The sequence below is a fragment of the Pseudomonas sp. AC070 genome (genome assembly GCF_979258635.1).
The window spans coordinates 2,278,286-2,296,080 of the sequence record NZ_OZ409871.1 but is presented as its reverse complement, the minus strand read 5'-3'; the positions used below and the strand labels follow the sequence as shown (position 1 = coordinate 2,296,080).

The 17,795-nt window shown below is 60.8% G+C and carries 17 protein-coding genes; 6 read left to right on the top strand and 11 right to left on the bottom strand.

What is annotated here, in order from left to right:
* Positions 1-10: 10 nt before the first annotated feature.
* The gene (locus tag ACZZ0Q_RS10375; protein WP_463539079.1) at positions 11-1,678 is read right to left on the bottom strand and encodes an AMP-binding protein; all 1,668 of its coding nucleotides are present in this window, start codon (positions 1,676-1,678) and stop codon (positions 11-13) included.
* Positions 1,679-1,961: 283 nt separating this feature from the next.
* On the opposite strand from ACZZ0Q_RS10375, the gene ACZZ0Q_RS10370 reads away from it, so the two are divergent.
* Positions 1,962-2,714 (top strand): DUF2242 domain-containing protein, encoded by a 753-nt coding sequence (locus ACZZ0Q_RS10370; protein WP_463539080.1) that lies wholly within the window; start codon positions 1,962-1,964, stop codon positions 2,712-2,714.
* A gap of 115 nt (positions 2,715-2,829) precedes the next feature.
* On the opposite strand, the gene sixA is transcribed toward ACZZ0Q_RS10370, so the two are convergent.
* The 3 genes from sixA to ACZZ0Q_RS10355 are packed head-to-tail and all read right to left on the bottom strand — an operon-like array spanning position 2,830 to position 4,698.
* Complete coding sequence (sixA, locus tag ACZZ0Q_RS10365; protein ID WP_463539081.1) at positions 2,830-3,288, bottom strand: phosphohistidine phosphatase SixA; 459 nt, start codon at positions 3,286-3,288, stop codon at positions 2,830-2,832.
* Positions 3,288-3,638 (bottom strand): DUF4389 domain-containing protein, encoded by a 351-nt coding sequence (locus ACZZ0Q_RS10360; RefSeq protein WP_463539082.1) that lies wholly within the window; start codon positions 3,636-3,638, stop codon positions 3,288-3,290. Before ACZZ0Q_RS10360 ends, sixA begins: the two co-directional genes overlap by 1 nt.
* A gap of 22 nt (positions 3,639-3,660) precedes the next feature.
* A complete protein-coding gene (locus ACZZ0Q_RS10355; protein ID WP_463539083.1) occupies positions 3,661-4,698 on the bottom strand; it encodes an NAD(P)H-dependent glycerol-3-phosphate dehydrogenase in 1,038 nt (345 codons plus the stop codon).
* Between the two features lie 275 nt (positions 4,699-4,973).
* Here ACZZ0Q_RS10355 and ACZZ0Q_RS10350 point away from each other — a divergent pair, with 275 nt between their 5' ends.
* From ACZZ0Q_RS10350 to fabB, 3 genes are all read left to right on the top strand, one after another.
* Entirely contained in the window at positions 4,974-6,905 is a 1,932-nt protein-coding gene (locus ACZZ0Q_RS10350; RefSeq protein ID WP_463560537.1) for a response regulator, read from the top strand.
* 306 nt (positions 6,906-7,211) lie between these two features.
* Positions 7,212-7,727: a 3-hydroxyacyl-[acyl-carrier-protein] dehydratase FabA gene (fabA, locus tag ACZZ0Q_RS10345; RefSeq protein ID WP_122453141.1), complete on the top strand. Its 516-nt coding sequence runs from the start codon at positions 7,212-7,214 to the stop codon at positions 7,725-7,727.
* A gap of 11 nt (positions 7,728-7,738) precedes the next feature.
* The gene (gene fabB, locus ACZZ0Q_RS10340) at positions 7,739-8,959 is read left to right on the top strand and encodes a beta-ketoacyl-ACP synthase I (RefSeq protein ID WP_463382883.1); all 1,221 of its coding nucleotides are present in this window, start codon (positions 7,739-7,741) and stop codon (positions 8,957-8,959) included.
* A gap of 214 nt (positions 8,960-9,173) precedes the next feature.
* Here fabB and rluB read toward each other — a convergent pair whose 3' ends face one another.
* Positions 9,174-10,400 (bottom strand): 23S rRNA pseudouridine(2605) synthase RluB, encoded by a 1,227-nt coding sequence (gene rluB, locus ACZZ0Q_RS10335; protein ID WP_463539084.1) that lies wholly within the window; start codon positions 10,398-10,400, stop codon positions 9,174-9,176.
* A 138-nt stretch (positions 10,401-10,538) separates the two neighbouring features.
* Positions 10,539-11,087 carry a nitroreductase family protein gene (locus ACZZ0Q_RS10330; protein WP_122495644.1) on the bottom strand — a complete coding sequence of 183 codons (549 nt, stop codon included), beginning with the start codon at positions 11,085-11,087 and terminating at the stop codon, positions 10,539-10,541.
* 173 nt (positions 11,088-11,260) lie between these two features.
* Here ACZZ0Q_RS10330 and ACZZ0Q_RS10325 point away from each other — a divergent pair, with 173 nt between their 5' ends.
* Complete coding sequence (locus tag ACZZ0Q_RS10325; protein ID WP_122495642.1) at positions 11,261-12,715, top strand: TrkH family potassium uptake protein; 1,455 nt, start codon at positions 11,261-11,263, stop codon at positions 12,713-12,715.
* A 47-nt stretch (positions 12,716-12,762) separates the two neighbouring features.
* On the opposite strand, the gene ACZZ0Q_RS10320 is transcribed toward ACZZ0Q_RS10325, so the two are convergent.
* Positions 12,763-13,065, bottom strand: a complete 303-nt coding sequence (locus ACZZ0Q_RS10320) for a DUF1883 domain-containing protein (protein WP_122453656.1) — start codon at positions 13,063-13,065, stop codon at positions 12,763-12,765.
* 138 nt (positions 13,066-13,203) lie between these two features.
* Between ACZZ0Q_RS10320 and ACZZ0Q_RS10315 the strand changes: the two genes are divergently transcribed.
* Positions 13,204-13,425 carry a DUF2970 domain-containing protein gene (locus tag ACZZ0Q_RS10315; RefSeq protein WP_463539085.1) on the top strand — a complete coding sequence of 74 codons (222 nt, stop codon included), beginning with the start codon at positions 13,204-13,206 and terminating at the stop codon, positions 13,423-13,425.
* 8 nt (positions 13,426-13,433) lie between these two features.
* Here ACZZ0Q_RS10315 and ACZZ0Q_RS10310 read toward each other — a convergent pair whose 3' ends face one another.
* From ACZZ0Q_RS10310 to htpG, 4 genes are all read right to left on the bottom strand, one after another.
* The gene (locus ACZZ0Q_RS10310) at positions 13,434-14,522 is read right to left on the bottom strand and encodes an ABC transporter substrate-binding protein (RefSeq protein ID WP_463542195.1); all 1,089 of its coding nucleotides are present in this window, start codon (positions 14,520-14,522) and stop codon (positions 13,434-13,436) included.
* Between the two features lie 104 nt (positions 14,523-14,626).
* Positions 14,627-14,773, bottom strand: a complete 147-nt coding sequence (locus ACZZ0Q_RS10305) for a hypothetical protein (RefSeq protein WP_163016638.1) — start codon at positions 14,771-14,773, stop codon at positions 14,627-14,629.
* Positions 14,774-14,885: 112 nt separating this feature from the next.
* Complete coding sequence (locus tag ACZZ0Q_RS10300; protein ID WP_463539086.1) at positions 14,886-15,608, bottom strand: dienelactone hydrolase family protein; 723 nt, start codon at positions 15,606-15,608, stop codon at positions 14,886-14,888.
* Between the two features lie 201 nt (positions 15,609-15,809).
* Positions 15,810-17,708 carry a molecular chaperone HtpG gene (gene htpG, locus ACZZ0Q_RS10295; RefSeq protein WP_463539087.1) on the bottom strand — a complete coding sequence of 633 codons (1,899 nt, stop codon included), beginning with the start codon at positions 17,706-17,708 and terminating at the stop codon, positions 15,810-15,812.
* Positions 17,709-17,795: the final 87 nt, after the last annotated feature.

The following is a 17,795-nucleotide window of genomic DNA, read 5'->3' as shown; positions in this document are numbered from 1 at the left end:
TTCCTTTTTGTCAGTCGTGCCAAACCAGCGCTTCGCGTCGCCCGGACCATTCGGCAAAGCGCGCCGCGTAGGCGTCTTCGACCACGCTGCGTTTGATTTTCAGCGTGGGTGTGAGGAAGCCGTTGTCCACGGCCCACACTTCTTTAAGCAACACCAAACCGCTGAGTTGTTCGTGCTTGTCGAGCGCGGCGTTGACGTCGGCCAGTAGCGTTTTGAAGCTGCCTTCAAGCGCCGGTCGCGAGCCGTTCAGGGCTTCTTCACGGCCCACGTCAGACAGTACGCACAGCGCCATCGGCTGCGGCATGCCATCGCCGACGACACAGACCTGCTCGATTCGCGGGTGCACGGCCAGCAAGTTTTCGATGGGTGCCGGGGCGACGTATTTGCCTTTGCTGGTTTTGAAGATTTCTTTGATGCGACCGGTCAGGCGCAGGTAGTGCTCGCTGTCTTGCTCTCCTTTGTCGCCGGTGCGCAGAAAGCCATCTTCGGTGATGGTTTCGGCGGTGCGTTCGGGGTCTTTGTAGTAGCCCTGCATGGTCGCCGGACTGCGTACTTGCACTTCGCCCAGTTCGCTAATGCGCACTTCCACGCCGGGGCTGGACTGGCCGATCCAGCCGGGGCGGTTTTTGCCTTTGCGGCAGATGTGCGAGTAGCCGCAGTTTTCGGTCATGCCGTATACCTCGAGCACATCCAGACCCAAGCGCTGGTACCAATGCAGCAACGCTTCGGGAACCGGCGCGGCGCCCGAAAGCGCGTAACGCACGGCGTCCAGGCCGAGGCCGGCGAGCACCTTGTGGCCGACGCGTTTGCCGATAAATGGAATTTTCAGCAGGAAATCCAGGCGCTCGGCGGGCATTTTGCTGTACACGCCCATCTGGAATTTGGTCCAGATGCGCGGCACGCCGAATATCAAGGTCGGGCGTGCGCGGCGTAGGTCGACGAGAAAAGTGTCGAGGCTTTCGGCAAAAAAGATCGTTTCGCCGGCGTACAAGGAATTCAGCTCGACGAACATGCGCTCGGCCACGTGGCACAGCGGCAGGTACGAGAGCAGGCGATCGTCTTCGGTGGCTTGGAACAGCTCGGTGCCGTGGCCGGCAGCAAAGGCGAAGTTGCCGAAGTTGTGCATCACGCCTTTGGGGGTGCCGGTGGTGCCGGAGGTGTAAACGATGGTGGCGAGTTGGTCGTGGGCGCCGATCGGGTTGTCGCGGATCGGCGTGCAGGCTTGCAGGTCGCTCCACTGCACGTCGAAGGTGCCTTCGGGGTGCAGCGGCAGGGCGATGGTGCGGATGCCTTCGGGAATGCCCGGCGCCATGGTCGCCCAGTCGTCGAGCTTGCCGACAAATACCAACGCGGCTTCGGAATGGGTCAGCACCTGGCGCACGGAGTCGGCGGTGAGGTTGGGGTAAAGCGGCACCGACACGTGCCCGGCCATCCAGATCGCCAGGTCAGTGACGATCCAGTGCGCGCAGTTTTTTGACACCAAGGCAATGCGACTGCCGGCCGGCAGCTCCTGGGCGCGCAGCCAATTGGCGGCGCGGCGTGCCTGGTCGCCGACATCCGACCAGCTCAGTTCCAGCACCTGGCCGCCTGGTAACGGCTGAACCATGTAGCGTTTATCGGGATGGCGAGCTTCGCGTTGGAAGAAAATCTCTAAGGGCAACACAGCAGCATTCGTCACAGGGCCTCCTCCTAATTATTTTTGTGGGGAAACAACATGCGCACTACAGGGTGTGAACCGGGGCTAAAGATGAAGCACGACCCGTGAGTCAAAGAAAAACCAAGCACTTGCTTGGTTGGACTATTCCATGGCAAACGCGAATCGCGCAAGGGGAGAAATGTTTAGAACTGTAGCCAAGCCAAACGCGGCCTTTTAGCGCCCTGCCCGCGCTTACCACCTGGCGCACCATGTAGGACTTTTCTGAGGCACAATAGGCGACGCTTTTTTATCGCCCGGACCGTTCATGTTCAAACTTTTCCCCATCCAGTGCGCCGCGTTGGCGCTGGTGCTGGCAGGTGTTGCCGGCTGCTCTTCGAAAGACAAAGCCGTTTATGAGCACGAAAACTTCGCTGACTCCGGCACGTTTTCGCGCAACTACGCCAGCACCGACGCCGCCTCCTGCGAAGCCGCGCGCCGGGCCCTGCTCAGCCAGGGCTACATCATTACCAGCGCCGACCCGAAGCAAATCAGTGGGCACAAAAGCTTCCAGCAATCGGGCGACGACCATTTGGAAATCACCTTTAACGTGGTGTGCACCGACGGCGGCGCTTCCGATCATCACTCAACGATGTTCGCCAACGCGCTGCAAGACCGTTACGCCCTAAAGAAACTCAACAACTCCGCCAGCCTGGGCGTGGGCGTGCTGGGTTCGGTGTCGATGCCAATTGGCTCAACGGATGATTCGTTGGTGAAAGTGGCCAGCGAAACGGTGTCGTCGGCGAAGTTTTACGAGCGTTTTTTCGCGTTGGTGGAGGTGTTTTTGCCGCCGCCAGTGAAAGCGGCCGAGCCAGCCCCGGAGCCCGCTCCGGTGCCGCAACAGCTCGGCGTTCCGGAACCTCAGGCCGCCGCGCCTGCCGAGGCGCCGGTTATTCAGGAACAGGTGATGCCGGTGACCGAACCTGCTGTCCCGCCAGCCGTGGAACCGCTGGACGAGCCGCCGCTTGAGCCGATGATCATCCTGCAACCTAAAAGTGAAGTGCCGGCCGCCACGCCCTGACGTCGATTCCGGCCCGTAGGAGCCAGCTTGCTGGCGAACCCTGAAAACATCGGCTTAAGGCGGTGGCGCGGTTCGCGAGAGAGCTCGCTCCTACAGAACGGCAACAGCCGCGCCGCTACTCCGGATGGTTCAGCGACACCAGCTCCATCAGCCCGGCCGCTGCAAAATCCCCTTCCAGCTCTACCAAGCTCGCGGTGCGCAGGGCCACCGGTTCCTGGCGATGACCGTGAATCAACAGCCCGGCCAGCTCGCCGAGAAACGGGTTGTGGCTGACCAGCAAAATCTCCCCTTCCTCCCGCTCATCCAGATACGCCAAGGCGTCGCGCACGCTGCTTTCGGGCGTAGCCCATGGCGCCGTGCCCACCGCGCCGCGAAAGGCGATGGCGTTGCGAACCAGGTCGGCGGTTTGCTGCGCGCGCAGGTACGGGCTGGCGAGAATGGCGCTGATGGTGCGCCCTTTCAGGTGCTCGGCGCTGCGCAGCACTTCGTCGCGACCGCGCGGGGTGAGGGGTCGCTCGGCATCGGTCGCGGCTTGGGGAAAGGCTTCACCGTGGCGCAATAACCACAGGCGCATCAGAGTTTGGGCTCTTCGTCGCGTACCGGGTGCGGCGCTGGCGGAATGCTATGGGCTACTTCACCGTCCGGCGCACGGGCGGTGGGCCAATCGGCGAACGGCCAGGGTTTTTCTTCGGTGTTGAAGGTGCCGAAACGGCCGATCTGCGCCAGGTACTGGCTAACGCTGTCGCCAAAGGCCAGCAACGTGGCATTCGGGGCGCCATAGAACAGGCGGTAGCCCAATTGCAGCAGGACCACGAAGCCCAACAACGTCGCTGCCACTTGCCAGCACAGGGTGAACACCAGCATCCAGAGGATGCGCAAGCCAATGGACTCGCGCTCCAGGTGCTTGTTGAGGGGATCGCTCATGGCATGTTCCTTCAAGAAACGGTCAGAAACCGGTAGTGGAAATAAAGTCGACGTCGGTTTTCGGCTCGGCCAGCATCAGCCGCTCGATCACCTGCGCCAGCGTGCGTCCCTCGAAGAGAATGGCGTGCAAACCGGTCACCAGCGGCATGTAGGTTTGCAGCTCTTCGGACTTCACTTTGAGCACTTTCAGGGTGTTAACGCCCTCGGCCACTTCGCCCAAACGGGTGACGGCATCTTCCAGGCTCAAGCCCTCGCCCAAGGCATAGCCAACCTGGAAGTTGCGGCTTTTCGGCGACGAGCAGGTGACGATCAAGTCGCCGACGCCGGCCAGCCCCAGGAAGGTCATAGGGTTGGCGCCGAGCTTGACGGCAAAGCGGGTCATTTCCGCCAGGGCGCGGGTAATCAACATGCTCTTGGTGTTCTCGCCCATTTCCAGCGCAGCGGCCATGCCGGCGATGATGGCGTACACGTTTTTCAGCGCCCCGCCCAACTCCACGCCAAAACGGTCGCCGCTGGCGTATACGCGGAAGGTGCGGCCGTGCAAAGCGGCTTGCACGCGCTGGCAGAGTTCGTCGTCTTCGCTGGCCACTACCGTTGCGGTCAGCTCATGGCCGGCGATTTCCTTGGCCAGGTTTGGCCCGGACAACACGCCAATGCGCGCCTGTGGGGCGATTTCTTCGATGATCTGGCTCATCAGCTTGAAGCTCTGCGCCTCGATGCCTTTGGTCAGGCTGACCAGCATTTTTCCGGCCAGTACCTCGGCAAACGGCTGCAACACGGTACGAAGGGCGCTGGACGGCAAGGCGACGAACACCAGTTGGCAGGCGCTGAGCGTGGCGGCGAGGTCGGTGCCGGGCGCCACGTTCGGGTGAATTTTCACGCCTTTGAGGTAACGCGGATTTTCACGGTTGGTGCGAATGGCCTCGGCCTGCTCGGGGTCGCGCATCCATTGGTGCACCGGGTTGCCGTTCTCGGCCAATAAGTTGGCGATGGCGGTGCCAAAGCTGCCGCCGCCCAGAACGGCAATGGCGGGTACTGCGATGGAGTGCTGATCTGTCATAACCAATCCGTAGTGAGCCATCGTGCGTGGCGGGCTGCCGGCATTATTACGGAGCAACCGGGCCGCGGCCAGTGTTGCACGCTACCCTTGCACTGGCCGCGAGTAAAAACCGCTAACGCTGCGCAAAAGCCGCTGCGCCGACCACGCTTTGAACAGGTAGACTTGCCGGCTTTCGAAGAGCGCCCCGCAGCACCAGGCATCGGTACGGTTCTTAGCTGCGGCAGAGAACGTCGAACGTCGCGAGCGCAGCGTTTTGAAAGGAGAATTTTGATCCCATGAACCTTCGCCGAGGCTGGGACATCCACACCCGCACACAGCTGATCAGCGTAGGCCCTGCCCTGCTGCTGACGCTGTTGCTGACCGGTTTTTTTACCTTCGTGCGCTTGCAAGACCTGCGTCAGGAGCTGAACCACACCGGCCAACTGATCGCCAACCAGCTGGCGCCCGCGACCGAATACGGCGTGATTGCCGGCAATATCCAAGTGCTCAACACCCTGCTCAAGGCCACGCTCGATACGCCCCATGTGCGCTTTATTGAAGTGCGCGACCGGCAAGACAATATTCTCGCCTACGAAGAACAAGCCTCCCCCCAAGACAAAAGCGCCACGCAGGTCGAAATTTTCCACGCACCCATTCATTTGCAGCGGCTGGCGCTGAGCAAAGACATGTCCTACGCCGCCAGCGCGGGCGGCAATCACCTCGACAACGACTACCTCGGCCGCGTGGTGGTGGGCATGTCCAACGATGCGTTTAATAGCCAGCAGCAGACCATTCTGCTCAAGGCCACTGTGCTCGCTCTGTTCGCCCTGCTGCTGACCTTTCTGGTGGCGCGGCGCCTGGCGCGGCGACTGTCGCAGCCGATCAGCACCATGGCCGATGCGGTGAAGGCGATTCAGGCCGGCAACTACCGCACCGCCCTGCCGGAGGTTGACGACAACGAGCTGGGCGGCCTCGCGCGGCACATCAACAACCTCGCCAGCGCGTTGGAACAAGCCAGCACCGAGCAGCAGCAAAGCATCGCTCAACTGGTGAAGGCGCGAGAAGAATCGGAGCAGGCCAACCGCGCCAAGTCAGACTTCCTGGCGATGATGAGCCACGAATTGCGCACGCCCATGAACGGCGTGCTGGGCATGTTGCAGTTGCTGGAAACCACGGAAATGACCGACGAGCAGGCCGAATACGCGGCGCTGGCGACGGAGTCTACGGAGCACTTGCTCAAGGTCATCAACGACATTCTCGACTTCTCGCGCATCGAGCGCGGCGCGCTGGAGTTGGAGCGCATCACCTTCAACCTGCTGGAGCTAATCCAGAGTTCGGCCCAGGTGTTCCAGCACAGCGCCAGTCAGCGCGGCCTGACGTTGCAGTTGGACACCCAAGCCGGGCTGGAGCAATTGGTGGTCAAAGGCGACCCCACCCGCATTCGGCAAATTCTGGTGAACCTGCTCGGCAACGCGCTGAAGTTCACCGAGGAAGGCAGCATTCGCATCGAAACGCGCTGGCAGGCGCTGGACAACGAAGTGCTGTGGTTCAGCTGCGCGGTGCATGACAGCGGCATCGGCATTTCTGCGCAGCGCTTGGAGCATATGTTTGACGCTTTTCAGCAAGCCGACACTTCCATTTCGCGGCGCTACGGCGGCACGGGCCTCGGCCTGCCCATCGCGCGCACCTTGGCCGAACGCATGGGCGGCACATTGAATGCGCAGAGCCAGGAAGGCAGCGGCTCGGTGTTCACCCTGGAAATTCCGCTGCCGTTCGCCCGTCAAAGCGAACGCCCCGCCGAGCAAAGCGTGGACGACGCCAGCTCCGGTAGCGGCCATAAAGTGCTGCTGGTGGAAGACAACCCGGTGAACCAGACGGTGATCGAAGCGATGCTGCGCAGTTTGGGTTATCAGGTCAGCCTGGTGGGCGACGGGGCCCAGGCGCTAAGCACCGTCGAGCGCCATGAATTCGCCGCCGTGCTGATGGATTGCCGGCTGCCGGTAATGGACGGTTATGAAGCGACCCGGCAGATTCGCCGCCTGGTTGATCGGGCCGATTTGCCGATCATCGCCTTGACTGCGAACGCGCTGCAGGGCGATCGCGAAGCCTGCCTGCAAGCAGGCATGAACGATTACTTGGCCAAACCGTTCAAACGCGCCGACCTGCAACGCATCTTGCAAGCCTGGGTGGCACCCCGACCTTTGGCGAGTAGCCAGAGCAATGCCTGAAAACGGAACATGCCGGGCTGTCACATACTCGTAATAGCGTTACAACATTGTGCTCAACAGGGTGAAACCCAGCCGCCGCAGACAGTGGTAGAGTGCGTCGGGCACGGTGTGGGGCATGGCTCTTGAGGGCGCACGGAACATTCGGTGTACAACTGTGCTCAGAGCCTGTGACTTTCATTTCAACGCAACAGTCTATGACTACGCTGGTCGCGACAACGCCCTACAAAACGGGCAATGCAGTGAACGTTCGCACCGGCCTAGATGATTCGCTTAGCCCTGCCGCACGGGGATTATTGAGGAGCTCGCATGTCCAAACAGAACGCTTACACTCGGGAAGACTTGCTGCGCTGCAGTCGTGGCGAGCTATTCGGCCCAGGTAACGCGCAACTGCCCGCCCCCAACATGCTGATGGTCGATCGCATCACGCATATCAGCGACACCGGCGGTAAATACGGCAAAGGCGAGTTGGTTGCCGAACTCGATATCAACCCGGACCTGTGGTTCTTCGCTTGCCACTTCGAAGGCGACCCGGTGATGCCAGGCTGCCTGGGTCTGGACGCCATGTGGCAGCTGGTGGGTTTCTACCTCGGCTGGCAAGGCAACCCCGGCCGCGGCCGCGCCCTGGGTTCGGGCGAAGTGAAATTTTTTGGCCAGGTGCTGCCCACCGCCAAAAAAGTCACCTACAACATTCATATCAAACGCACCATTAACCGCTCCCTGGTGTTGGCAATTGCCGACGGCACCGTGAGTGTTGATGGTCGCGAGATCTACAGTGCCGAAGGTTTGCGCGTCGGCCTGTTCACTTCCACTGATAATTTTTAAGGGTTATCCGCATGCGTCGCGTCGTGATCACCGGTTTGGGCATCGTCTCGTGCCTGGGCAATGATAAAGACACCGTCTCCGCCAACCTGCGTGCTGGCCGTGCCGGTATCCGCCACAACCCGTCCTACGCCGAGATGGGGCTTCGCAGCCACGTTTCCGGCTCCGTTGACCTGAACCTTGAAGAGCTGATCGACCGCAAGGTGTTCCGCTTCATGGGCGACGCTGCCGCCTACGCTTACTTGTCGATGGAACAGGCGATCAAAGATTCGGGCCTGACCCCGGAACAGATCTCCAACCCGCGCACCGGCCTGATCGCCGGTTCCGGCGGCGCCTCCACCATCAACCAGATGGAAGCCATCGACACCCTGCGCGAAAAAGGCGTTAAACGCATTGGCCCGTACCGCGTCACCCGCACCATGGGCAGCACCGTGTCGGCCTGTTTGGCCACGCCGTTCCAGATCAAAGGCGTGAACTTCTCGATCTCCTCGGCCTGCGCCACCAGCGCGCACTGCATTGGCCAGGCGATGGAGCAAATTCAGTTGGGCAAGCAAGACGTGGTGTTTGCTGGCGGTGGCGAAGAAGAACACTGGAGCCAAAGCTGCTTGTTCGACGCCATGGGCGCCCTCTCCACCCAATACAACGACACCCCGGAAAAAGCCTCCCGTGCTTACGACGCCAAGCGTGACGGCTTCGTGATTGCTGGCGGTGGCGGCATGGTGGTGGTCGAGGAACTGGAACACGCCCTGGCTCGCGGCGCCAAGATTTACGCCGAAATCGTCGGCTACGGCGCCACGTCCGACGGCTACGACATGGTTGCCCCAAGCGGCGAAGGCGCAATCCGCTGCATGCAGCTGGCGCTGTCCACCGTCGACGGCCCGATTGACTACCTCAACACCCACGGCACTTCAACGCCGGTGGGCGATGTGGCAGAAATCAAAGGCGTGCGCGCAGTGTTTGGCGACAAAGCGCCGCCAATCAGCTCGACCAAAAGCTTGTCTGGTCACTCCTTGGGCGCCGCCGGCGTGCATGAAGCGATCTACTGCATGCTGATGATGGAAGGCAACTTCATTGCCGGCTCGGCCAACGTTGACGAGCTGGACCCGGAAGTGGCTGACATGCCAATCGCCACCAAAACCCAGGAAAACGTCACGCTTAACCACGTGATGAGCAACAGCTTCGGCTTCGGTGGCACCAACGCCACGCTGGTGATGAAGCGCTGGGCGGGTAAGTGATCTGATTTAGCGATCACGCAAAATCGAGGCTGAAGCCTCTCCCAAAACAGTTGAATTTCACTGTGGGAGAGGATTCAGCCTCGATGCTGTTGAAGGCATAAAAAAACGGGGCTCACAATGTGGGCCCCGTTTTTTTTATGCGTGTAATTCAAAAAGCATCGCGGCTTAAGCCGCTCCTACAGACCGTGTTTAGTCTGTGGGAGCGGCTTCAGGCTTACTTTGGCTTACGACCAAACCCCGGACGCTGGCCGGCGCCGCTCGCCGGCCCGCCGCGCTTGGGCGCTGGCTTGCGTGCTGGGCGGTCGGCCAATTCGATACCCACACGCACCGGCTTGGCCGGACGCTTTTTGTTGGTGTCGCTTGGACGCTCAGCTACCGGCGTACCACGACCACGCGGGGCGGAATCCGGACGCGGACCGCCACGTTGCGGACGCTCGCCATTTTCCGAACGAGGCGTACGAACCGGACGCTCAGCGCCTTCACCACGCGGTGCACGGGCCGGACGCTCTGCACCTTCCCCACGCGGTGCACGGGCCGGACGCTCAGGGCCGCCGTCCAGTGCTGGGCGCAAGGTACGCTGCGGACGCTCGCCACGGCCAACCGGCTTGGCCGATTTGCGCTGCAAGCGGTCGAGTTTTTCTTTGGTCTTGAGCTTCATGCCTTGCTGCTGCACGGACGCCAGGCCCACTTCAGCGGCAAGAATGTCCACTTCGCTCTGGCTCATTTCACGCCAGCGGCCCATGGTCAGGTCGGAGGTGAGAAACACCGGACCGAAACGCACGCGCTTCAAGCGGCTGACCACCAGCCCTTGAGATTCCCACAAACGGCGAACCTCACGGTTACGGCCTTCCATCACCACGCAGTGGTACCAATGGTTGAAGCCTTCACCGCCAGGCGCTTCCTGAATGTCGGTGAAACGCGCCGGGCCGTCTTCGAGCATCACGCCGGTCTTCAGGCGTTCGATCATTTCCTCGTCCACTTCGCCACGCACACGCACCGCATACTCGCGGTCCATCTGATAGGAGGGGTGCATCAAACGGTTGGCCAGCTCACCGTCGGTGGTGAACATCAAAAGGCCGGTGGTGTTGATGTCGAGGCGACCAATGTTGATCCAGCGGCCATCTTTGGGCCGTGGCAAACGGTCGAAAACGGTGGGACGCCCTTCCGGGTCGTCGCGGGTGCAGATCTCGCCGTCGGGCTTGTTGTAGATCAGCACGCGGCGGGTTTCTTCGCTGACTTCTTCGCGTTTGAGCAAACGCCCATCGACTGCGATGGCGTCGTGCAGGTCAACGCGTTGACCCAAGGTGGCGACATTGCCGTTCACCTTGACCCGACCTTCGGCAATCCAGGCTTCAACGTCGCGACGTGAACCCATGCCAATACGGGCCAGGACTTTCTGCAGTTTTTCCCCTGCTGGGCTGTATTCTTCCGACTCACTCATTCTGGGCACCTCCCGGTGTAGGTAACAATTCGCCGCCAGCGAGGACTCGCCAGCGGGCGCGCATCATACGCTGCGCCGCCTTTCAAGCCTAGCGCAGGATGTCGCAGGTGTAAGGCCTTTCCTTTATTTCATCGCCGATTACGGCCATGCCTGCACGAAGTCATCAATCGACAGGTCCTGCGGTGTGCGCAATTCCCGTTCTGGCGTGCCCAGATACAGGAAGGCGATGATCTGTTCGTTGTCAGCCAAGCCCAAGCCCTTGGCCACCCGCGCGTTGTACGCCATGTCACCGGTGCGCCACACCGCACCAATGCCCTGGGCGTGAGCGGCGAGCAGAATGCCGTGGGTCGCGCAGCCTGCGGCCAGCACTTGTTCTTGAGCGGGTACTTTGGCGCTTTCCTGCACACGGGCGATCACGATCACCATCAAGGGCGCCCGCAGCGGCATGGCCAAAGCTTTGGCCAGGGCTTCGGGCGGCGCATCGGCACCGAGCGCCGAGGCAAACAACTCGCCCAGGCGATTACGCGCACTGCCTTCCACGGTGAGGAAACGCCACGGGCGCAATTGGCCATGATCCGGCGCACGCAATGCGGCGCGAAACAGCACTTGGCGCTGCAATTGATCCGGCGCAGGTTCAGTCAGTCGGGGGGCGGAAACACGGTTGAGCAGAGCGTCGAGCGCATCCATGGGGACCATCTCCTGGAATTAAGTACAGCGGGCATTCTAGTGGGGTAAACGGAAAATAACCGGGCGGATTTATCCGCTGTTTGCCATTGAGACCGTGCTCGCGCAGAAACCGCGCGCCTTGCCGGGCGTGATATCGCTAGAATGTGCGACTGTCCTTTCCAGAGCCTGTCTGCATGGTCTCACCGACGCTGCGCACCATTGGTTTCATCATCGGCATTTTCCTTATCACCCTGGCCATCAGCATGGTCGTGCCCGTGGTGACACTGCTGATCTTCAACCGCGCGGCGGAGATCAACACCTTCCTGTGGTCCAGTTTGATCACCTTTCTCGCCGGTCTGGCCCTGGTGCTACCCGGCAAGCCCGAACATGTGCACCTGCGCCCGCGCGACATGTACATGCTCACCGTCAGCAGCTGGATTGCCGTGTGCATTTTCGCCGCGCTGCCGTTCTTGCTGACCCAACACATCAGCTACACCGACTCCTTTTTTGAAAGCATGTCTGGCATCACCGCCACCGGCTCCACGGTGTTGAGTGGGCTGGACAGCATGTCACCGGGCATTCTGATCTGGCGCTCGCTGCTGCACTGGCTCGGCGGCATCGGTTTTATCGGTATGGCCGTGGCGATTCTGCCGTTGCTGCGCATCGGCGGCATGCGCCTGTTCCAGACGGAATCGTCCGACCGCTCAGAGAAAGTCATGCCGCGCTCGCACATGGTGGCCAAGTACATCGCCCTGGCGTATACCGGCATCACCGTGCTCGGCACCCTCGCCCTGTGGTGGGCGGGCATGAGCTTTTTTGATGCGCTGAACCATGCGATGTCGGCGATTTCGACCGGCGGGTTTTCAACCTCCGACCAGTCTCTGGCGCACTGGCCACAACCGGCGGTGCACTGGGTGGCGGTGGTGCTGATGATTCTCGGCAGCCTGCCCTTCGCCCTCTACGTCGCCACCCTGCGCGGTAACCGCCGGGCGCTGCTGCGCGATGAACAAGTCCGGGGCTTTTTTGGCTTGTTGTTCACCACCTGGCTGGTGATGACGCTCTGGTACTGGCTGACCACTGATCTGCCCTGGTACGAAGCGCTGCGCCATGTGGCCGTGAACGTGACGTCAGTGGTCACCACCACGGGCTTCGCCTTGGGCGACTACAGCCTGTGGGGCAACTTCTCACTAATGATTTTTTTCTACTTGGGCTTTATCGGCGGCTGCTCTGGCTCGACGGCCGGCGGCATCAAGATTTTCCGCTTTCAGGTGGCCTACATTCTGTTGCGCGCCAACCTGCACCAACTGATTCACCCGCGCGCGGTAATCAAACAGAACTACAACGGCCACCGCCTCGACGAAGACGTGGTGCGCTCGATTCTGACTTTTTCGTTTTTCTTCGCCATCACCATCTGCGCTATGGCGCTGGGCCTGTCGCTGATGGGCTTGGACTGGATTACGGCACTCACCGGCGCCGCCAGCACCGTGTCGGGCGTGGGCCCGGGCTTGGGCGAGGTGATTGGCCCGGCGGGCAACTTCGCCAGCCTGCCGGACGGCGCCAAGTGGCTGCTGTCGTTCGGCATGCTGTTGGGACGGTTGGAAATCATCACCGTATTGGTGCTGTGCGTTCCGGCGTTCTGGCGGCACTGATACCGCCCTGCGCCGAAACCCAAAGGCCCGGCGCAGCGTTACGAGGCTCAGCGCAACTGCGAAGGCGACTTACGGACGATTTTGATCGAGTGCGTGAGAGTCGGTTTGCGCGTCACGCTGATTGCTTTGCGCGACACAGTGTCGATGGTGATGTTCCAGAAGCCGCTGCTGGGCACCACGATTTTGGCGGGGAATTTGTCGAACGCGCCGCCGTGGTAAGTGTGCCGACCGCCGTTTTTGAAGCTGCGGAAGTTGGCGTCGTTCATCAGGCGGATGTTGCAGGTTTGCGAGCAGTCGATCACGACAATGTCGTCTTCGTTGAGGTGTTCGCGCTGGTGTATGTACTTCATGAAGGCTCCGCACGGCGTTGCAAGAACGAGCGTAAGTAAAAGGGCAAAAAATCGAGGCCGCTAGTATGGCGGACGGCGGGCCTGATGGCGATCTTCGACTATGGTTGCAACAAGGGATGCGAACCAACGGAGCGCACGATGGACAAGCCCAACGACCACGATAAACCGCCAACCCTCTGGCAAGTGTTCCACAGCGTAATGGCCGCCGCGTTTGGCGTACAAAGCGGCAAGAACCGCGCGCGCGACTTCCGCCATGGCAAGCCCAGCCACTTTATTTTTATCGGCCTGCTGTTCACCGGCCTGTTCGTGGTGGTGCTGTTCGCGCTGGTGAAACTGGTGCTGCACCTGGCGACCACTTAGTCGCCGCCTTACTGCAGCAGCGGCCGCAGCGAGAACGTGTAATCGCGCAGCGTTGGCTGGTTTTTCAGCGTGTAACGGCGAAAATCGACGCCGAAGTTATCGGTGCCAGCCACCCGCTTCGCCAGATTCGCGGCCTGGGTTTCGTTGAGGCTGACGTACATCGTTAGCGTGCGGTCTTTGCCGCCGTGCTTGGCGAAATCCACGCCGTTGTCGTAGTCGTGCAGCATCACCAGCGCCCAGCCGCCAATGGTGAACTGGCCGCTGACCAGCACCTCCAGGCGCCCGTCGATGCGCGCCTGCAACGCTTCAAGGCTGGAATTGATGGCAGCGAAGTGAATGTCTTTACCGGGCACCAAACCTGACTCTTCAGCTGCCTGCATCGCACCAAAGGCCATCTCATCGCTCGCCGCCCACACCATGTTGATGCCGCGATAACGCGGCAATAGCGTGCGCGCCTGGTCGTACGCCCGTTGGCGCTGCCATTCGCCGTAAGCCAGCACCCGCAGGCGAACGTCGGGGTTTTCGGCCAGGGCTTTTTTCAGCCCGCGCTCACGCAACTGGCTGGACGGCGTTTGCTTGATTCCACCGAACGCCAACATTTCCAACGGGCCGTCCGGGTGCCGCTCGCGGGCACGCTGGATCAGGCTGGTGGCCAACATGTAGCCGGCCTCGGCGTCGTTGGGCACCAGGCTGCCGATCCAGTTTGGGTAGGTTTCGCGGCTACTGCCGATCACGCGCTGCTGGTCGGCCGTCAGGGTATTGCTGACGGCAAACAGCTTCACGCCGGAATCCTTGGCCAGGCGCAGAATTTCCGGGGCGGCATATTGTTCGTTGATAAATAGCAGGTAGTCGGGCTTGTGGTCGCCCTGCAGCACATCGCGTGCTTGCTCAAGCATCTGGTCGCGGTCGCGCTGGGCGTCGAGCACGGTTAATTGCATGCCCAGATCGCCAGCAGCGGCCTGCATGAACTTGACGTAGCCGTCCCAGAATTCCTCACCGGTTTTTCCCGGATTAAGAAACACCACGCTAGCTGCGTTGACGCAATTCCATGCGAGTAATCCCACTACCGCTACGACGGCGCGCACCAACCGCTTCAACTTCATGCACTCATGCTTGACCCAGCCGCGCAGTATACGCAGTTGTGTAGTGGCTATCTGTCACCACTTGTCAGCAAATGCTTACAAGGCTTGTCGACAAGTTCTTACTGGTGACTCACCCAGAACACCGCAGTAGACACCGCCAGCGCAATAAGAATGAGGATGGCCCAGGCGTCTACCACGCTGTCGCGGGTGTTTTCGAAGGGTTCGTGGTTGGCGTGTTCGTCGTGGACGTGAGAATGGTCGGTCATGGCTGGCCCTGTTGTTGTGGTTTTGGGATGGTCCGCTTTGCAGTTAAGACCACCTCTGGCGCACAGACAAATTAGCCGCGCATCGCGGCGTGAACCGCGATGCGCAAGGCGCTTACAACACTTCTTTCAACAGGTACGCCATGGTGTGGAACGCCCGCGCCGACACGGTGGGGTTGTACTTCATCATCGGCAGGTTATCGGCGCCGGGGTCGGTGAACGAATGCACCGCGCCGCCGTAGCTGACCAACTGCCAGTCCACGCCAGCGGCGTCCATCTCGGCCTCGAACGCTGGCAATTGCTCTTTCGGCACCAATGGGTCGGCCGCGCCGTGTAGCACCAGCACCTTGCCTTGAATGTTTTTCGCATCGTCCCGATTCGGCGTGTCGAGGGTGCCATGAAACGACACCGCCGCTTTCACCGGCGCGCCGTCGCGGGCCAGCTCCAGGGCGCAGCAGCCGCCGAAACAGAAGCCGAACACCGCCAGCTTGTCGGCTGCCACGGGCGCGTGGGTTTGGCTTTGCAGGGTTGTCAGGCTGGCTTGCATACGGGTGCGCAGCAGAGTCCGGTCGTTTTTCAGCGGCATCATGGCGGCGGCCGCTTGTTCGTGGCCGTTGGGGCGGACTTCGGCGCCGTAGATGTCCGCAACCAGCACCACGTATTCCGTGCCGGCGACTTTTTTCGCCAGCTCGACGGCACCGTCGGTCACGCCCATCCAATTCGGCGCCAGCAGCAGGCCGGGGCGCGAGTTGGTGACGCTGGCATCGAACACCAGTTGGCCTTCATAAGCGTGGCCGTCGATGGTGTAAGGCACGGGGATAACGCTGAAGTTAGTCATTCTTGGCTCCTTGGTTCCGGATTCGGTGTGGGATTTGTGAGGATTTCTGTAGGAGCGACTTTAGTCGCGATCCCTGGAAACGGTGAACGATGGCAGATCGCAAATCGCGGCTGAAGCCGCTCCTACAGGGAGTGTGTTTGTGCTGTGTCGAGTCTTAAAAAACAAAACCCGCCGAAGCGGGTTTTGTTTTAGCGCCAGTGGTTAAACCGACAGCTCGACAAGCAGCTTGTTCAGCCGGCGCACATACGCGGCCGGGTCTTTCAAGCTGTCGCCAGCGGCGAGCGCCGCCTGGTCGAAGAGGATGTGCGACAGGTCGCCAAACCGCTCTTCGCTTTGCTCGTTGTCGAGCTTCTCGATCAACGGGTGCGCCGGGTTGAATTCAAAGATGGGCTTTGAATCCGGCACTTTCTGCCCGCTCGCTTCCAGAATCTGGCGCATTTGCAGCCCCAGGTCCTGTTCACCGATGGCCAGAATGGCGGGCGAGTCGGTCAGGCGGTGGGAAACGCGCACTTCGCTCACCTGGCTGCCCAGCGCGGCTTTCAGGCGTTCAACCAAGCCTTCTTTGGCCTTGGCCGCTTCTTCCTGGGTTTTCTTGTCTTCTTCCGAATCCAGGCTGCCCAAGTCGAGGTCGCCGCGAGCCACGTCGACGAATTGTTTGCCGTCAAAATCGGTGAGGTAGCTCATCAGCCACTCATCGATACGGTCGGTGAGCAGCAGCACTTCGATGCCTTTCTTGCGGAACACTTCGAGGTGCGGGCTGTTTTTCACCTGGGCGTAGCTTTCGCCGGTGAGGTAGTAAATCTTGTCTTGGCTTTCCTTCACGCGGGTGAGGTAGTCGGCCAGGCCAACGCTCTGCTCGCCGCTGTCATCGCTGGTAGAAGCAAAACGCAGCAGGCCGGCGATTTTCTCTTTGTTGGCGAAGTCTTCGGCCGGACCTTCTTTGATCACCTGACCAAAGTTTTTCCAGAAGCCCTTGTATTGCTCAGGCTCGTTTTTCGCCAGCTTCTCGAGCATGTCCAGCACGCGCTTGGTCAGCGCCGACTTCATGGAGTCGATGATCGGGTCTTTCTGCAGAATTTCGCGCGACACGTTCAGCGACAGGTCGTTGGAGTCGACCACGCCCTTCACAAAGCGCAGGTACAGCGGCAGGAACTCGTCGGCCTGGTCCATCACAAACACGCGCTGCACATACAGCTTCAAGCCCTTCGGCGCTTCGCGGTGGTACAGGTCAAACGGTGCGCGGCCCGGCACGTAAAGCAGCGAGGTGTATTCCAGCTTGCCTTCGACCTTGTTATGGCTCCAGCTAAGCGGGTTCTCGAAGTCGTGGGCGACGTGTTTGTAGAACTCTTGGTACTCCTCGTCCTTCACCTCGGTGCGCGGACGAGTCCACAGCGCGCTGGCGCGGTTGACGGTTTCCCATTCAATTTCTGCAGGCGCGGCTTCACCCTCCTGCTCTTTGGGCAACTCAATCGGCAGGGCGATGTGGTCGGAGTATTTCTTGATGATGTTGCGCAGGCGCCAGCCATCGGCGAACTCGTTTTCGGCGGCCTTCAGGTGCAGAACAATGCGGGTGCCGCGTTCGGCTTTCTCAACGGTGGCAACTTCAAACTCGCCCTCGCCTTTGGACGTCCAGTGCACGCCTTCGCTGGCCGGTGCGCCGGCGCGACGGCTGAACACTTCAACCTGGTCGGCGACGATAAACGCCGAATAGAAACCCACACCGAACTGGCCGATCAGGTGCGAATCTTTCTTCGCATCACCGGACAACTGCTTCATAAAGTCGGCGGTGCCGGACTTGGCAATGGTGCCCAGGTGGGTGATGGCGTCTTCGCGGCTCATGCCGATACCGTTGTCCTCGAGGGTCACGGTGTTGGCGGCCTTATCGAAGCTGACCCGAATACGCAGCGCATCGCCGCCCTCGAGCAGCGCCGGATTGGCCAGCGCTTCGAAGCGCAGCTTGTCGGCGGCGTCGGAGGCGTTAGAGATCAACTCGCGAAGGAAGATTCCCTTGTTGGAATACAGCGAATGGATCATGAGGTGCAGCAGTTGCTTCACCTCGGTCTGGAAGCCCAGGGTTTCTTTTTGAGTTTCCACACTCATGGTCGTTTAACTCCAAGCAGATGGCACAAGCCGTAAACCGGCGATGACCAACAGATGGGGGCAACGACTTGGATTTCAAGTGGTTAG

Excerpts from the sequence above, each read along its gene's own strand:
- ACZZ0Q_RS10370 (WP_463539080.1), top strand. The coding sequence starts at position 1,962 with ATGTTCAAACTTTTCCCCATCCAGTGCGCCGCGTTGGCGCTGGTGCTG.
- sixA (WP_463539081.1), bottom strand. The coding sequence starts at position 3,288 with ATGCGCCTGTGGTTATTGCGCCACGGTGAAGCCTTTCCCCAAGCCGCG.
- ACZZ0Q_RS10360 (WP_463539082.1), bottom strand. The coding sequence starts at position 3,638 with ATGAGCGATCCCCTCAACAAGCACCTGGAGCGCGAGTCCATTGGCTTG.
- ACZZ0Q_RS10355 (WP_463539083.1), bottom strand. The coding sequence starts at position 4,698 with ATGACAGATCAGCACTCCATCGCAGTACCCGCCATTGCCGTTCTGGGC.
- ACZZ0Q_RS10350 (WP_463560537.1), top strand. The coding sequence starts at position 4,974 with ATGAACCTTCGCCGAGGCTGGGACATCCACACCCGCACACAGCTGATC.
- fabA (WP_122453141.1), top strand. The coding sequence starts at position 7,212 with ATGTCCAAACAGAACGCTTACACTCGGGAAGACTTGCTGCGCTGCAGT.
- fabB (WP_463382883.1), top strand. The coding sequence starts at position 7,739 with ATGCGTCGCGTCGTGATCACCGGTTTGGGCATCGTCTCGTGCCTGGGC.
- rluB (WP_463539084.1), bottom strand. The coding sequence starts at position 10,400 with ATGAGTGAGTCGGAAGAATACAGCCCAGCAGGGGAAAAACTGCAGAAA.
- ACZZ0Q_RS10330 (WP_122495644.1), bottom strand. The coding sequence starts at position 11,087 with ATGGATGCGCTCGACGCTCTGCTCAACCGTGTTTCCGCCCCCCGACTG.
- ACZZ0Q_RS10325 (WP_122495642.1), top strand. The coding sequence starts at position 11,261 with ATGGTCTCACCGACGCTGCGCACCATTGGTTTCATCATCGGCATTTTC.
- ACZZ0Q_RS10320 (WP_122453656.1), bottom strand. The coding sequence starts at position 13,065 with ATGAAGTACATACACCAGCGCGAACACCTCAACGAAGACGACATTGTC.
- ACZZ0Q_RS10315 (WP_463539085.1), top strand. The coding sequence starts at position 13,204 with ATGGACAAGCCCAACGACCACGATAAACCGCCAACCCTCTGGCAAGTG.
- ACZZ0Q_RS10305 (WP_163016638.1), bottom strand. The coding sequence starts at position 14,773 with ATGACCGACCATTCTCACGTCCACGACGAACACGCCAACCACGAACCC.
- ACZZ0Q_RS10300 (WP_463539086.1), bottom strand. The coding sequence starts at position 15,608 with ATGACTAACTTCAGCGTTATCCCCGTGCCTTACACCATCGACGGCCAC.
- htpG (WP_463539087.1), bottom strand. The coding sequence starts at position 17,708 with ATGAGTGTGGAAACTCAAAAAGAAACCCTGGGCTTCCAGACCGAGGTG.